The organism is Streptomyces aureoversilis (genome assembly GCF_042657885.1).
Taxonomy (GTDB): domain Bacteria; phylum Actinomycetota; class Actinomycetes; order Streptomycetales; family Streptomycetaceae; genus Streptomyces; species Streptomyces aureoversilis.
The window spans coordinates 85,166-100,405 of the sequence record NZ_JBHSKJ010000018.1 but is presented as its reverse complement, the minus strand read 5'-3'; the positions used below and the strand labels follow the sequence as shown (position 1 = coordinate 100,405).

The 15,240-nt window shown below is 73.6% G+C and carries 9 protein-coding genes; 4 read left to right on the top strand and 5 right to left on the bottom strand.

Annotated features, from left to right (window positions below):
• Positions 1–167: 167 nt before the first annotated feature.
• The 5 genes from iscX to ACFPP6_RS27505 all read right to left on the bottom strand — a co-directional run bounded on the left by iscX (position 168) and on the right by ACFPP6_RS27505 (position 8,648).
• Positions 168–362 carry a Fe-S cluster assembly protein IscX gene (gene iscX, locus ACFPP6_RS27525; protein WP_382047734.1) on the bottom strand — a complete coding sequence of 65 codons (195 nt, stop codon included), beginning with the start codon at positions 360–362 and terminating at the stop codon, positions 168–170.
• The gene (locus ACFPP6_RS27520; protein ID WP_382047731.1) at positions 349–1,632 is read right to left on the bottom strand and encodes an MFS transporter; all 1,284 of its coding nucleotides are present in this window, start codon (positions 1,630–1,632) and stop codon (positions 349–351) included. Before ACFPP6_RS27520 ends, iscX begins: the two co-directional genes overlap by 14 nt.
• Positions 1,629–4,340 (bottom strand): class III lanthionine synthetase LanKC, encoded by a 2,712-nt coding sequence (gene lanKC, locus ACFPP6_RS27515; protein ID WP_382047728.1) that lies wholly within the window; start codon positions 4,338–4,340, stop codon positions 1,629–1,631. Before lanKC (ACFPP6_RS27515) ends, ACFPP6_RS27520 begins: the two co-directional genes overlap by 4 nt.
• Before the next feature lie 442 nt (positions 4,341–4,782).
• On the bottom strand, positions 4,783–7,473 hold the full coding sequence (lanKC, locus tag ACFPP6_RS27510; protein ID WP_382047725.1) for a class III lanthionine synthetase LanKC: 2,691 nt from the start codon (positions 7,471–7,473) through the stop codon (positions 4,783–4,785).
• 137 nt (positions 7,474–7,610) lie between these two features.
• Complete coding sequence (locus tag ACFPP6_RS27505; protein ID WP_382047723.1) at positions 7,611–8,648, bottom strand: radical SAM protein; 1,038 nt, start codon at positions 8,646–8,648, stop codon at positions 7,611–7,613.
• 606 nt (positions 8,649–9,254) lie between these two features.
• Between ACFPP6_RS27505 and ACFPP6_RS27500 the strand changes: the two genes are divergently transcribed.
• From ACFPP6_RS27500 to ACFPP6_RS27485, 4 genes are all read left to right on the top strand, one after another.
• Positions 9,255–11,111 carry a sensor histidine kinase gene (locus ACFPP6_RS27500; protein WP_382047720.1) on the top strand — a complete coding sequence of 619 codons (1,857 nt, stop codon included), beginning with the start codon at positions 9,255–9,257 and terminating at the stop codon, positions 11,109–11,111.
• Entirely contained in the window at positions 11,104–11,796 is a 693-nt protein-coding gene (locus ACFPP6_RS27495) for a response regulator (RefSeq protein ID WP_382047717.1), read from the top strand. The genes ACFPP6_RS27500 and ACFPP6_RS27495 overlap by 8 nt, the downstream gene beginning before the upstream one ends.
• 118 nt (positions 11,797–11,914) lie before the next feature.
• Positions 11,915–12,997, top strand: coding sequence for a M4 family metallopeptidase (locus ACFPP6_RS27490; protein WP_382047714.1), 1,083 nt, complete (start codon positions 11,915–11,917; stop codon positions 12,995–12,997).
• Positions 12,998–13,097: 100 nt separating this feature from the next.
• A complete protein-coding gene (locus ACFPP6_RS27485) occupies positions 13,098–15,221 on the top strand; it encodes a nuclease-related domain-containing DEAD/DEAH box helicase (RefSeq protein WP_382047712.1) in 2,124 nt (707 codons plus the stop codon).
• Positions 15,222–15,240: the final 19 nt, after the last annotated feature.

Genomic DNA, 15,240 nt, shown 5'->3' with positions numbered 1-15,240 from the left:
CCTACGATGTCCGGTTCGGCGCCGTCGCCGCCGCCGGAGAGGTGGTATCGGCGGCCCGGGCCGCCCCGGACCGCGCTGCCCCGCAACGCCGCCCCGGCGCGCGCCCCGTCCGCCGCCCCGCTGTTCACGGAGGGGCGGACGGGACAGCGAGGATCGGCAAGCGAGGATCAGCCCTTTCTGTCGCTCCACGCGAGTTGTATGGATTCCAGGATGCGGACGTTGTAGCGGGCCGGGTCGTCGCCGAAGCCGTCCAGCCCGACCACCAGGTCGCGGACCTCGGGGAATTCGACGGCGAGCGGCTTGTGGTCCGGGTGCTTCGCGGCGAGTTGCGCCGCGATCTGCTGGATGTCAGTCCATCGCATGCGCCCGAGTGTGACCTACACCGTTCGAACGGTCCAGGGAGTCCGCCGCGCCGGGCATGCTGCCGCGCGGGGACGCCGCGGCGAGGGCGGCCAGGAGCGCGCCGAAGACCAGGAAGAGGACGTGGCCGGGCAGTTCGTCCAGGAACAGACCGGTCAAGGACGAGCCGAGCGGGGGAGTGGCCATGAACAGCAGCCCGATGGCACTGTTCGCCCGGCCCTGCAGATGCGCCGGGGTCCGCAGGAGGCGGGCCACCGTCAGCACCGAACCCGAGACGGCGACCGCCAGGGTGCACCCCGCCAGCAGCACGGCGAGGACCGGCGCGCTCGCCGTGAAGGCCATCGCACCGACGAGCAGCGCGCACAGCACGCCGGTGGTGAGCATGACCCGGGAAGGGGGGAGGAGCCGGCCCACGCGCGGAGCGAGGACGACCCCGGCCATCGCCCCCACCGCCGACGTCGCCGTGAGCATGCCGACGGACAGCCCCGACGCTCCCTGCCGCGCGCTGATCACGACGATGGCCAGGTACACCCCGTCGAAGACGAAGTTCTGCGCCGACGCGACGAGGGTCAGGCGGCGCAGCAGGCGCTCGTTCCACAGGAACCCGATGCCCACGGTGAACGACCGCCACAGGCCCTCGCGCCCGGCGTCCGGCGGGGGCGGACGCGTCCGCGTGCGCAGCGCGCCGACGCATCCGGCGGAGACCGCGTAGGAGACGCTGTCCAGCCAGAACGGCCAGCTCGCCCCCGCCTCGAACAGCGCACCGCCGACCACCGGCCCCAGCAGGAACGCGAACTGCCCCCGCACCTGGTTGACCGCCAGGGCGGTGGCCAGTCTGCTCTCCGGCACGACCTGCCGGACCGCCGGCAGGACCGCCGCGTTGAACGGCGCGGTCAGGAACCCCAGCACCACCCCCGCGGCCAGCAGCACCGGGAGCGGCGAGAAGCCGGTGAGGACCGCGGCCGCCAGGGCCGCACTCGCCGCGGCACGGCCCGTCTCGCAGACCAGCAGGACCGTACGGCGGTCGAAGCGGTCGGCGACCGGGCCCGCCGGCAGACAGGCCAGCGCGAGCGCGCCGGTCCACACCGCCTCCACCAGCCCCACGTGCAACGGCGAGTGCGTGGCCTGCAGGACCAGCAGCGGAAGCGCGATGGCAGAGGCGCCCGAGCCCAGCATCGACAGGCCCTGCCCGGCGCACAGCAACTGGAAGTCCCGGTTGCGGCGCAGGCTGTCCGAGGGCAACACGGCGCGCCGGGTCGCCGTGGGCTTCACGGCCCCGACCCCGGCGGACGCCCGCTCGGCGCAGGTGGTGACAGGGGCGGTGGTGACAGGGGCGGTGGGAGCAATGGCGGTGGGAGCAGCGGCAGGGGCGGGTGCGCCATCCGCGCCGGGCCGCCGGCCAGCGCGGTGTGCACCGCCAGCAGGACGCCCGCGGCGCCGGTCGCGAGGTCCATGGAAAGCCGCAGCAGCCCGTCGAGCGCGAAGGCCCGCCGGCCCTGGAACCGTACGCAGTGGAGGCCCAGACTCCGCAGGTGCGGGACCAGTGCGGAGTCGGGGCCGGCAAGGTGGGCGAGGCCGTACAGCAGCCCCGCCTGGCCGTCCAGGAGGCCGGGGGAGAGGAGCAGTTCGGTGCCCAGGCCGTCGCGCATGCGGTCGCGGAGGAGCGCGAAGTGCGGGTCGTCGGGGCGGTGCTGCAGGTACGCGTCCAGGGCGAGGGCGATGCCCGCGCTGCCGCGGTCCAGGGCCGGCAGCCACCGCTGCCCCTCCCGGACGTGGACCTGGCCCTCGCGCGGCACACCGCAGTGGCCGAGGTCCCTGGCCAGCGCGGTCTCCGCGTGCCGCAGCCACTCCTGTTCGCCTGTCCTCGCGTACAGCCCGGTGAACAGCAGCGCCGGTCCCGACCAGCCGTGCGTCAGGCCCACGGCGTCCGGCCTGCCCGCCACCTGCTCACGGCCCGCGAGCGCGCGGGCGAGCCGGTCGGCGAGCTGAGCCGCCCCGTCCGCGTCACCGAAGTGCAGGCGGGTCAGCCCGATCCCGGCGAGCCCGCCGAACAGGCCCGCGCCGCATCCCTGGAGGCCGATCCCGTCCAGCCGTGCGAGCACCTCACGGGCCTCGCCGGGCCGCCCCAGCTCGTCCAGGACGTAGGCGATGCCGGCCAGCCCGTCGTACAGCCCCGGCCGCGGCCAGCGGGTGCGCTCGCAGGCCCGCACCAGCCAGTCGACGTGGTCGCCGAACGCGGGGTGCTCCGCCCGCCCCGTGACGTACAGGGCGTGCAGGACCCCGGCCGCGCCGAACGCCAGCGACGCGCCCTGGTCGTCGAACTGCCGCACGTCCCCGGGGAAGAGCCGGTCCTCGCGCTCCGGCGTCGCGCTGAGCAGGATGCCCTCGCGGAGGGAATCCAGTGCGGCCCGCCCGTCGGCCGTACGCTCCTGCGGCCAGGGCGAGTCGTCCGGCGCGGTGTGCGCGAACGGTTCGTCCGCGATCCGTTCGTTTGTGATCGGTTCGTTTGTGATCGGTTCGTTTGTGATCGGTACGGAGGAGGCCGGCGGCGCGAGCTCCCTGCGCAGCCGGTCGCCGAAGCCGGGCGGCACCGGGAACCGCCCCTCCACCCAGCCCGCCAGCTGCGCGTACTTCGCCCGGTCGAAGCGCAGCAGCGGCGTCAGCGGGCAGAACAGGGCGAGAGCCAGGGCGGCGAGCGCGTACGTGTCGACGGCGCGACCCGACCGGGCCCACGCGGCGGTGAACCCGGGCGTGCCCAGGACGGGCCGGAGACCGGCGTCGTCCTGAGCGGAGGCCCCCTCGGAAGCCCCCTCGGCCGTCTCGAAGGCCGTCTCGAAGTCGACCAGGCAGACGCTGCCGTCAGGGCGCACGATGATGTTGCCGGGCTGGAGGTCCCCGAAGACGATGCCGCGCGCATGCAGTTCGGCCACGGCCTTCTCGATCCGCCCGAGGACGTCGCAGGCCCACCGCGTGTACGAGGCCACGTCCTCCTCGCCGGAGCCGTGCCGGAGCAGCGGGTGGCGCCTGCCGACCGCCTCCTGCAGGGTCTCGCCCTCGATCAGCTCCTCCACGAGGAAGTGGTGCTCCCAGTGGCGCGTCCGCGCGTACACCCGGGGCACGCAGTCGAGGCCGGCCAGCCGCTGCAGCACCGCGTGCTCGCGCTCCAGGCGCGCCACGGCGTCCGTGCCGCTGTCGTCGAGACCGGCGTGAGGCCGCGCTTCCCGCAGGACGACCCGCCTGCCGGAGCCCCGCTCCACGGCGCGGTACACACCCCCGCCGTTCGAGAAGTGCAGCGCCTTCTCCACCCGGTACGGAAAGCCCCCGGGCGTGCCCGCCTTGGCGGCCCGGATGCGGGCGCCCAGGAAGGCGGGCGCCTCCACCCACGGCGGCACCCGGAACGAGGTGCCCCGCACGTCGGGCACGAGCACGCCGCCCGGCCCCTCCATCGCCGGCACGTACTCGCCCTCGGGCGAGAAGCAGTAGGCGAGGCTGAAACCCCCGTAGCGCACGTAGAGCGGGCCCTCGTCCCAGCGCAGGTCGCTCAGGACGTACGGGCCCTCGACGCCGCGCAGCAGTGCCGAGAGGTCCGTGAGCGTGCGCTCCAGCTCCTCCTCGCCGGCGGGGTAGACGGTGACGAGCTTGCCCCCGGCCGAGCGCGGCGCCTGCTTGCTGTTGACCTGCTTGAGGACGGTGGCGCTCCGGAGGAACTTGAAGCAGATGCCGCGCTGGGTGCAGTAGTCCCAGACCGTGTCGACCACGTGCTCCGCCCGGGCGGCCGTGGCGGAAGCGTGGACCTTCCAGCCCTGCCGGGGCAGCCGGGCCTCCGGGCGGTGGATGTTCACCCAGCCGCCGCGCTCGGCCCGCTGCCAGCCCGGGGGCGGCGGACCGGCCGCGCGGGCGAAACGGTCGGCGGCGTCCTCGATGCGGTCGAGCGTCTCGACGAAGAAGGGGTCCGCGACGAGATGACCCTGAGCGAGCATGGTGATCTTCCCTTGCGGACTTCTGCGGACTTCTGCGGACCTCTGGGGCTGCGGATCTCTGCGGACCTCTGCGGACTTCTGCGGGCGGGCGGGACCCCTGCGGGCCTTCCGATCGCTGACGACCTGCCGGCCGCGGGCAGCCCACGGCCGGCAGTCCTCACGGAGAACGACGCGTCAGGCGACGCCGCGAGCGCTCTCGTAGCTGTTGGCGCAGGGCCACGCGGAAGGGGTCTCCTCCTCCAGCTCCTGCAGTTCCAGGACCTCCAACATGTGCTTCACCTCCTCTCGGGTCTTCTCGGAGCGGTGCACCGTGCGGGTCCGGCATGCCCGTGCACGGGCCGTCAGCCCATGCCGAGGGTGCTGTGGGAGCTGTTGGCGCAGGGCCACTGGGAGGGGGTCTCCTCCTCCAGCTCCTGCAGGTCCAGGATCTCCGACATCCGAATCACCTCCGCTCTTCGGCTCGTGGGGCCGGCGGCCGCGGGTCGAGGTACGGCAGGGCGGGGCCGTTGCCCTCGAACGCGGATCCCAGAGCGAGCAGTACGCCTGCCGAACCGGTGGCGAGGTCCGCCGAAAGCCGCAGCATCCGGAAGCCCGGGAACGCGAGGTGCCCGCGGTAGGAGTGCGCGTACCAGGCCAGGCGGCGGATCTGGGTGAGGACCGAGGGCTCCTCCCCGGCCCCGCCCCTCCCTCCGCTTCCGTCCCTCTCCCCGCTCCCGGGGAGAGGGCCGTCCAGCGCCGCGAGCGTGGCGATCGCGCCCGCCCGTCCCCGCAGCAGCCCGGAGTTGCGCACGTAGAGGGCCCGGCAGGTGTGCCGGACGGCGGCGAGCGTCGCGGCCCTCTCACCCCCGGGGCGATGCCTGAGCAGGCCCTGCAGGGGGAACGCGAGCCCGCTGCTCCCACCGTGCAGGTACGGCAGGTGATGGGTGCCGTCGAAGAGGGTGAGGGCGCCGTCGGCCTGGACGGTGCACCGGTCGGCATCGAGGCCCACCGCGCGGTCGGCGAGGTCGAGGTACCGCGTTTCCCCGGTCTCCTCGTACAGGTGCAGGAAGAGCAGGGCGATTCCCGCCGCGCCGTGCAGGAGGCCGCAGGGCGGGGGGACGCCGCGCCGGGCGGCGAGCGGACCGGCCGTGACGAGCCCCGCGGCCTCCTCCGCGGTACGCAGGGCGCTCTCGTGCAGCGCCGCGTCGCCGGTGACCCGCGCGAACCGCAGCAGGTTCAGAGCGATGCCCGCCTTGCCGCCCGCCAGGTCGGGGCGGACCGCCCGCGCGTCGAGCGGGCGGCAGCGGGCGAGGACTTCGAGGGCCCGCTCGCGGTGGCCGAGCAGGTCGAGGGTCAGGGCGACGCCGTGCAGCCCGTCGAACAGGCCCGGCCGAGGGGCGGCGTCGCGCTCGGCGGCGGCCACGAGCCACGCGACGTACTCCGCCGGAACCTGCGCCCCCGCCCGGTGCAGGGCGTAGAGGACCCCGGCCGCGCCGTGGTCGAACGCGTAGCCGCCCAGGGAGTCCGGGCCGGTCGGCGTGCACGGGAAGAGCCGGTCCTCGCGCTCGGGCGTGGCCATGGCGTGGATTCCGGCGACCAGGGAGTCCCGGACGGCCGGCCAGTCGGGGCGCTCCGCGGCGAGCATCCCGGCGTGGTCCTCGGAGGCGGCTTCGTCCCCGCGTACCGGTCCGGTGCTGCGAGGCGGTGGGCCGGGCAGGCCGGGCCGCAGCCCGGTCAGCAGTCCGTCCCCGAAACGGGCGGGCACCGGGTACAACTCGTCCACGGCCGCGGTGAGGACGCGCAGCGTCGCCGGGCTGCGGTACGGGACGGGCAGCAGGAGCCACAGCCGCAGGGCGTCGAGGAGGAAGGCCGTGGCGTCCGCGCCCCGCAGGCCGGGCGGCGCCGTGAACCCTTCCTCGCCCAGCGCCGGCGCCCTGTCGTCGGCCAGGTCCGTGGCGGTCTCGAAGTCGGTGAGGACGACGCGCCCGTCGGCGCGGAGCAGGATGTTCTTCGGGTTGAGCTCCCCGAGGCGCAGGCCCCGGGCGTGGAGGGCGCGCAGGGCCCCGCCGGTCTTGTCCACGGTCTCCAGGGCCCAGGCGGCGTACCCGGGTGCCTCCTCGGCGGCCCGCTCGTCCGAGGTCAGCGGGAATCCGGCGGCCGCGGCTTCGGCCAGCGTGCGGCCCTCGACGTGCTCGACGGCGAGGAAGTGGTGCCCGGCGTGCACGTGGTGGCCGAGGGCGCGGGGCACGCAGTCCAGGCCGGCCAGCCGCGCGAGGACGGCGCGCTCGTGGGTCAGGCGGGTGACGGCGTCGTCGCCGCGCAGGTCCAGGCCGGCGTGCGGCCGCGCCTCGCGCAGGACGACCGTGGCGCCGGTGACGCTGTCGGTCGCGAGGTACGTGCCGCCGCCGTTGGTGATGTTCAGGGCCTTCCGCACCCGGTAGGGGAACGGACCGTCGGGGGCGGTGTGCAGTGCCGCCAGGTCCGGGCCGAGGATCCCGGGCAGGGGGACCCAGTCCGGGCAGCGGAAGACCGGGCGGCGGTTCTCGGGGACGAGGCTGCCGTCGGGGCGCCGCAGCGCGGGAACCAGGAGGGGCTCGTCGCCGGGCCCGTAGCTCCCGCCGTCGCCTGCGGCCTCGGGACATCGCCGGGCCCCGGAGGACCCGTAGCGGACGTACAGGGGGCCGGAGCGGTGGCGCAGACCGCCCAGGACGTACGGGCCCGGGAGCGTCTCCAGCAAGGTGGTGAGCTCCGTGAGCGCACCGGCGAGCGCGGCCTCGTCTGCGGGGTGGAGCGTCAGCAGGTCGGCGCCGGTGAGGCGGTCCGCGTGCTCGTCGCCCAGCGCCCGGGCGGCGGGCACGCTGCGGACGACGTCGAAGGGCATGCCGTGGCGCAGGCAGAAGCCCCGGACGATCTCCGCCGCCCGCGGGAGGTGGGGGAGCGTCACGGACACGTGGATCCGCCATCCCTGCGCGGGCGGTTCGACCGCCCGCGGCCGCAGGGCCACCCACCAGCCCGCCTCCGTGCGCTCCCAGCCCTTCGGCGGTGTGCGGTGTGCGGCGGGCAGCCTTTCCGCCGAATCGCCGAGCCGCTCGGGGAATTCGAAGAAGTCCGGGTCCGCCCGGTAGAAGCGGTCGTAGTCCTTGAGTTTCATCATGGCGGCCCCTCCGTTCGGTAGCGGCGAGGAATTCCATCGGGTGCGGCGGCGGAATCGGGGATACGCCGGGGCGAAGTCCGTCCGGGGTATTTCGTACGGGGTGGTTCGTGCGGTCAGCTGTCACACGACAACACCGGTCATTGCGCAACGGCGGCGAATTCCGGGGGATTCGTACGGACCGAGCGCCGGCCGATCCTCGCCAGGTCCTCCGGGGAACCGAAGCGGAGGTCCATCCGCCGGACGGCCTCCGCCCAGGTCTGCATCGAGTGCACCGAGGAGAGGGTCTCGACGACGAACGGATCCTTCAGCCGGTCCAGCGTGCGCTCCCACAGCAGCGCCGCGGGCTCTTCGAGGAGGCTGCCGACCGTTCCCTCGTAGACCGGGATGCCGCGCACCCTGCCGTCCGGCTCCACCTGCATCACCGGGGTGTCGACGCGGCGCGCCACCCGCTCGGGGGTCATGGCGAGATTGAAGTTGTCCGTGGTGAAGACCGACACCGAGGCGGGGGCGAGCCCGCGCAGCCGGGCCAGCTGTTCCGCGCTGGTCAGCCGGGCCACCTGGGCGTCGTCGAGGAGTTCGCGGCGGCAGAATTCCCGGCGGCTGGCGAGCCCTTCGGGGACGGCCGAATTGAAGGCCAGGGTGCGCAGCCGGGGGAAGCGGTGGGCGATGTCGGCGGCGAAGTCCTCCAGCTGACCGAAATTGCTGCGGATCACCACGCAGTCGATGCCGAAGACCAGCCGCTTCCGCCCCGTCGCCAGGCGCTCCTCCGCCACCTCGTCCAGCAGGGCCAGCGCGGCCATGACCCGGGCGAAGGAGCCGGCCCGGCCCCGGATGCGGTCGTGGACCTCCGGCGTCGCCCCGTCGAGGCTGACGATCACCTCGTCGAAGTGGTCGGCGAGGCGTCCGGCGAGCGCCCGGGTCATCACCCAGCCGCTGGTGTTGACGGACATCCTCACGCCCGCGTCGCGCAGCCGCGCCGCCACCTCGAAGATGCCCCGGACGATGAGCGGTTCGCCACCGGACAGGGCGACGACCCGCGGCCCGAGCGGGACGAGGGCGTCGGCGACCCGCAGCATGTCCGGCGGGCTCAGCTGCCGGGACGGGCGGCGGCCCGACTCCGAGTAGCAGTGCGAGCAGCGCAGGGGGCAGGCGTAGGTGGTGTCCCAGACGATCACTTCGGGGCCGGATCCGGGGCCGCCGTCGGGACCGGACCCGGCACGAGGCTCGGAGCAAGGCCCGGAACAAGGTTCAGGACCGGACTCAGGACCGGACTCAGGACGGGACTCAGGACCGGAGGAACGACTCATGGCAGCCACCCGTTCTCGAAGAACTCGAGGAACCCGAAGAAACCGAAAGGCCGGCGGCGGGCCGGCAGACCGGGCCCGGGCGCCCCGGAGGGCGCGCCGTCCCGGGTCCGGTCTCCCCCGTACCGCTTCCCTGATGCGATGCCCCGAGTCTGCTGGACGCCGCCTTTCCGCGGCACCCGGGGGCCCTCCAATGCGCATGGAGGTTAACCGCCATGCATGTCGGGGGATTTCTTCTCTGGACTGCCGTCGAGACGGCCCACGATAATGTCCTTCGTGGCAGCAGCCAGAAGCGGGGGTATGCGCGTCATCGCCGTCTGCGGCGGACTGTGCATGCTCTGGGCAACGCTCGTCGGGACGACCCAGCTGCAGAACAGGTATACGCTGCCGTGGATCCTGGGTTCCGTTCTCCCGTGCTATTTCGCCGGCTTGTTCATTTGGTGGCACGCACCGTCAAGTCCGGTCGCAAGGCGCCTCTTGCTGATCGGCACCTGGCTTTCGGCGACCATTGCGATTCGTTACAGCACCACACTTCTGATCCGGGCCTTCGGCTGGAACCTCCGCCCGCGGCCCTACGCCCTCCTCCTGCCCGCGGACTACGGCCTCCAGGTGCTGAGCCAGACCTGCGACCTGATCGTCAGCATCCTCCTCGTCCGGCTGCTCGCCCTGCTCCCCGACGGCGCCGTCCTCTTCCCCTACGAGCGCCGCATCCTGCGCGCCCTGTGGGGCCTGCTGGCGCTGCCCCTCCTGCTGCCCCTGACCGGGATGTCGCAGCTCGCCGTCCACTACGTCGTCTTCTACTACCCCGAGGCCTGGATGCCGGGCCTCGGCGCCGCCCTCCTCGTCGTACGCTGCCTGCGAGCCCCCGCGGCCGGCCGCCCGGACGTCGCCGCCCTGCTGCCCTTCGCCGCACCCGGCGCGGCGCTCCTGCTGGTCCGGGGCGCCTCCCGGCTCTTCCGCTCCTGGCAGGGCGAGCAGGGCGTGCTCTACTTCGTCGGCGCCGTCCTCGGCGCGCTGCCGTACGTGTCCGTGTCCCTCGTCATCGTCTACGCGGCCTTCCGCCACCGCCTCCTCGGCGTCGACCTCGTGCTGCGCCGCTCGGCCGTCTACGGATCCCTGTGGCTCATCATCAACAGCTGGTACCTCGGCATGGCCCTGACCCTCGGACTCACCGCGGGCCAGTACTTCCCCGTCGGCCTCTCCCTGCTCGTCGCCGTCGTCGCCACGGCCCTCTTCCAGCCGCTGCGCGCCCGCCTCAACGCCCTCGCCGAGCGCCGCGTCTTCGGCAAGCGCCTCAGCCGCTTCGAGCTCCTCGTCCAGTTCGGCACCACCCTGGAGCACGCCTACGACCTCGACCGGCTCGCGCCGCAGCTCGCCAACGGCCTGCGCGAGGGCCTGAACCTGCAGTGGGTCGCCGTCCGGCTCGGCGGCGACGGACTGCCCGTGTCCGCCGCCGGGTCAGGCGAGCGCCCCGCCGGTGCCGCGCCCCTCGGGGAGTTCCCCCTCCTGTACGGCGAGGACGTCCTGGGCCTCATCGAATACGGCCCCAAGGCCGAAGGCCGCTGCACCCCCGAGGACCACGACATCGGCGAGACCCTGGCCCGCTCCGCCGCCCTGGCCGTGCACAACATGCGCCTCGCCGCCGAGCTGTGCGCCCGCGTCGAGGAGGTGCAGCGCCAGGCCGCCGAGCTCGACGCCTCCCGCGCCCGCATCGTCCACGCCCAGGACACCGAGCGCCGCCGCATCGAACGCCGGCTCCACGACGGCATCCAGCAGGAACTCGTCGCCCTCGTCGCCAAACTGGCCCTCGCCCGCAACCGCCTGCACCGCGGCGGCGACATCGACGCGGCCCTGACCGAGGTGCAGGACGACGCCTACCGCGTCATCGACGGGCTGCGCGAACTCGCCCATGGCATCCACCCGCCGATCCTCACCGACCAGGGCCTCGTGGCCGCCGTGACCTCCTGCGCCCGCCGGATGCCGCTCCCCGTCACCGTCCACAGCGAGGAGTCGCTGGGCGGGGTGCGCTTCGCCCTCGACATCGAGGAGTCCGCCTTCTACCTGGTCTCCGAGGCGCTCACCAACGTGCTCAAGCACGCCGGAGCCACCCACGTCACCATCCGCATCGCCCGCAGCGGCGGCAGGCTCCTGGTGGAGGTCCGCGACGACGGCGCCGGATTCCTCACCGAGACCACCCGCGGATCCGGGCTCACCGGCATGCGCGACCGCATCGAGGCCGTGGGCGGCGAGCTCACGATCACCAGCGGCACCGGTACGGGCACCACCATCCGTGCGCGGCTCGTCGAGCGAGTGAGGGAGGAGACCCGTGCCTGACCCCCTGCGCGTCGTCATCGCCGAGGACCACTACCTGGTGCGCGAAGGCACCCGGCGGCTGCTGGAGGACACCGGACAGGCCGACGTCGTCGCCGCGGTCGGCACGGCCGTCGAGCTCCTCGACGCCGTCGAGCGCTTCCGCCCCGACGTCGTCATCGCCGACATCCGCATGCCGCCCGGCCACCACACCGAGGGCATCACCGCCGCGCACGCCATCCGCGCCGGCCACCCCGGCATCGGCGTCGTCGTGCTCTCCCAGCACGCCAACGAGAACTACGCCTTCGACCTCTTCCGCTGCGGCACCGACGGCCTCGCCTACCTTCTCAAGGAGCGCATCGGCGAGGTCGACGAACTGCTGCGCGCCCTGCGCGAGGTGGTCGCCGGGCGTTCCGTGGTCGACCCGCGCATCGTGGAGGTGCTGATGGGCAGCCACGCCCGCGCCGCCGACGCGCCGCTGTCGCGGCTCACCCGCAGGGAACTCGACGTCCTGCGGCACATGGCGGAGGGCAAGACCAACCGGGCGATCGCCGAGTCCCTGCGGCTGTCGGAGTCGACGATCGAGAAGCACGTCAACTCCACCTTCGCCAAGCTGGGCCTCGCCGAAATACCGCAACTGCACCGGCGCGTCAGCGCCGTCCTGGCCTACCTCCGGCACGCGCCGCGGCCTCGGGCAGCGGACAACTGACATTCGTTGTCGGGATCCTGACAAGAGGCGGTGTGCGGTGGCACGCTCTTTCCTGCCCCACGGATCGCCCATGGAGTCCCTCACCGCCGCAGAAGAAGAAGCCGAAGAAGGTGCCGCCATGCCCCGCAGCAAGCCACGCGCGCTGACCCTCGCCCTGCCGGTCGCAGCCGCCCTCCTCATGACCGGACTGCAGGCCGGTCCCGCGGGTGCCCGCCCGGCCGGCGAGCCGGCCACCGGCACCGGCTGCAGCAGTTACGGAAGGGTCGCGCTCGACACCACCCGCAACACCACCACGGGCCTGTACGAGCTCAACGACCCCGAGCGCGGCAACCACAGGACGTACGACATGAAGGGCGCGACCACCGGCAACGGCGCCCTGTTCACCGACGCCGACAACGTCTGGTGCGAGGACGGCCCGCAGGCCGATGGCGTCGACGCCCACTACGTGCACTCCGTCGTCTGGGACTACTACCTCGGCACCCACGGCCGCAAGGGCGTCCACGGCAACGGCCGCGGCACGTGCAGCCGCGTCCACTACGGCAACCACTACGCCAACGCCTTCTGGGACGGCACGAGCGGCTGCATGACCTACGGTGACGGCGGACCGAACAGACGGCTGATCACCATCGAGGCCGCCGCGCACGAGATGACCCACGGCGTCACGGAGGCGACCGCCGGCCTGACCTACAGCGGCGAGTCCGGCGGTCTCAACGAGGCGACCAGCACCATATTCGCCGCGGCGGCCGAGTTCTTCGCGAACAACCCGGCGGACCCGGGCGACTACCTCATCGGCGAGCGCACCGACATCACCGGGAACACCGTGAGCGGCCGCATGGATCACCCTTCCAAGGACGGCCGGTCCAAGGACTACTGGTACCCGGGCATCGGCGGCATCGACGTCCACTACTCCAGCGGCCCCGCCAACCACTTCTTCTACCTGCTCGCCGAGGGCAGCGGCCCCAAGACCATCAACGGCGTCCCCTACGACAGCCCCACCTACGACGGCAAGCCCGTGCAGGGCATCGGCCGGTCCGCCGCCGAGCGGATCTGGTACCGCGCGCTCACCGCCCACATGACCGCGAACACCACCTACGCGGCGGCCCGTGGAGCGACGCTGCGCGCGGCGGCCGATCTCCACGGCGCGAGCAGCGGTGAGTACGCGGGGGTCGCCGCCGCGTGGGCGGCGGTCAACGTCAAGTAAGGAGGCCGCCGCATCACGTCCGAGACCTCCCGCGACCACTCCGGTGCGTTATATGATCATCACTTTACGTCCGGGGGCGGTCGGGGAGGGGCGGGCATTCATGGGCGCGGGGGGATCGGCGTGGAAGCGGGCGCAGGAGGCCCGGCGGTACGAACGCGAGCTGCGCGAACAACTCAGGGCCGCCCAGTGGGAGGTCCGCAACTGGGAAGCCGCGAGCGAGGGCGAACGCAAGGTCGCCGCGAAGCTGCAGGTGCTCACCCGGCGCGGATGGCGCCTGCTGCTCGACCGGCGCTGGCCCGGCAGCCGCTCGGCCAACGTCGACATGCTGCTCGTCGGCCCCGGGGGCGTCTTCGTCATCGACGTCAAGAACTGGCGGCACGCCCCCGAGGCGGCCGGCGGACACCTGACGGCCGGCGGGCGCACGTACGACCGTGAGGTCGAAAAGCTGCTCAAGGTGACCCGGCTCGCGGAGAACGCCGTCTCCGCGCGGAACCTGTCACCCGTGGCCGTCCAGCCGCTGATGGTCTTCGCGGGCCGGTCCGTGAACGCCCGGCTCGGCACCGTACGGCTGCTGGGGGAGCGGGACGTGACACCGGCGCTCGTCGCCGAACGGCTGCGGCTGCGCCCCTCCGAGGTGAAGGCCGTCGCCGACCACCTGGAGCGGGTGTTCCGCGACTACGAGGACACCTCGGCCCGCACCGGGCCCGCGGCGCCGGCACCGGCGGCACCGGCGGCGCCCTCCGCGGCCGGGCCCGAGGACGCACCCTTCAAGGACGCACCCTTCGACGACGCGCTCTTCGACGTGGAAGGGATACGGAACGCGGCCCTGGAAGCCGCCCGCAGCGCCCCGATCGAACAGTGGATGACGTTCCTCCACCCCGACCAGCTCGCCCTCGTGCGCCGCAACTGGTCCGGCCCCGCGCGCGTCAGCGGCCCCGCCGGCACCGGCAAGACCGTCGTCGCCCTGCACCGCGCCGCGTACCTCGCCGCGCGCACCCCCGGCCGGATCCTCTACGTGACCTTCGCCAACAACCTGCCCCGCGTACAGAGCACGTTCCTGCGGACGATGGCCCCGGCCGTCGCCGACCGGGTCGACTTCAGGAGCCTGCACTCCTGGGCGGGCGAGTTCCTCCGCGAACGCGGCGTCGCGAGCAGGCTCGACCGTGACAAGGCCGAGGGCGCCTTCGGCCGGGCCTGGCGGAGCCACGGCCGCGGCACGGTCCTGGAGACCCTCGACCCGGCTCCCGGATACTGGAAGGAGGAGATCGACTACGTCATCAAGGGCCGGGGGCTCACGGCCTTCGAGGAGTACGCCCCGCCCCTGCGGCGCTGGCGCCGCCGCACCAACCTGCGCCGGCCCCACCGCGAGGCCGTGTGGGCGCTGTACGAGGAGTACGAGCGCAACCGCACCGGCAAGGGCGTGCACGACTTCAACGACATCCTCGCCCTCGCCCTCGCCGAGGCCCTCGCCCACCCCGGCGCCACCCCGTACACCTCGGTCGTCGTCGACGAGGTCCAGGACCTCACCTTCGTCGGCGTACGCCTGCTCCACGCGCTCGTCGGCGACGCGCACAACGGCCTGCTGCTCGTCGGCGACGGCCAGCAGGCCGTCTACCCCGGGGGGTTCCGCCTCTCCGACGCGGGCATCGACGTCCGCGGCCGCGGACAGGTGCTGCGCAAGAACTACCGCAACGCCAAGGAGATCCTCGACGCCGCCCTCGCCGTCGTCGCCGACGACTCCTTCGACGACATCGACGGCACCCCGACGGCCGGGCGCCGCGACATCGACCTCACCTACGGCGACGGCCGGGTCACCCGGTGCACCGCGGCGACCCGGGCCGAGCACGACGAGGCACTCCTCACCGCCCTGCACGCCCTCGGCCCCGAGGCCTGGCCCGACTCGGCGGTGCTCTGCCGCACCGGAGCCGAGCGGGAACGCTACCGCCGGCTGCTCACCCGGGCCGGCATACCCGCGATCACCCTGGAGCAGTACGACGGCCGCCCGGTGCCCGGTGTGAAGCTGGGCAGCTACCACCGGGCCAAGGGGCTGGAGTTCAAACACGTGCACCTGCCCGACCACGACGCCCCGGCCGCGGCCGGGGCGGGCGACGGCACCGACGAGGGCGTCGTCCGCGAGCGCCGCGAGCTCCACCGCAGCCAGCTCTTCGTCGCGATGACGAGGGCGCGGGACACGCTGTGGCTGGGATCGGTGACGCGGGGCTGAGCCGGCGGCGGTGGCGGCG

Excerpts from the sequence above, each read along its gene's own strand:
- lanKC (WP_382047725.1), bottom strand. The coding sequence starts at position 7,473 with ATGATGAAACTCAAGGACTACGACCGCTTCTACCGGGCGGACCCGGAC.
- iscX (WP_382047734.1), bottom strand. The coding sequence starts at position 362 with ATGCGATGGACTGACATCCAGCAGATCGCGGCGCAACTCGCCGCGAAG.
- ACFPP6_RS27485 (WP_382047712.1), top strand. The coding sequence starts at position 13,098 with ATGGGCGCGGGGGGATCGGCGTGGAAGCGGGCGCAGGAGGCCCGGCGG.
- ACFPP6_RS27490 (WP_382047714.1), top strand. The coding sequence starts at position 11,915 with ATGCCCCGCAGCAAGCCACGCGCGCTGACCCTCGCCCTGCCGGTCGCA.
- lanKC (WP_382047728.1), bottom strand. The coding sequence starts at position 4,340 with ATGCTCGCTCAGGGTCATCTCGTCGCGGACCCCTTCTTCGTCGAGACG.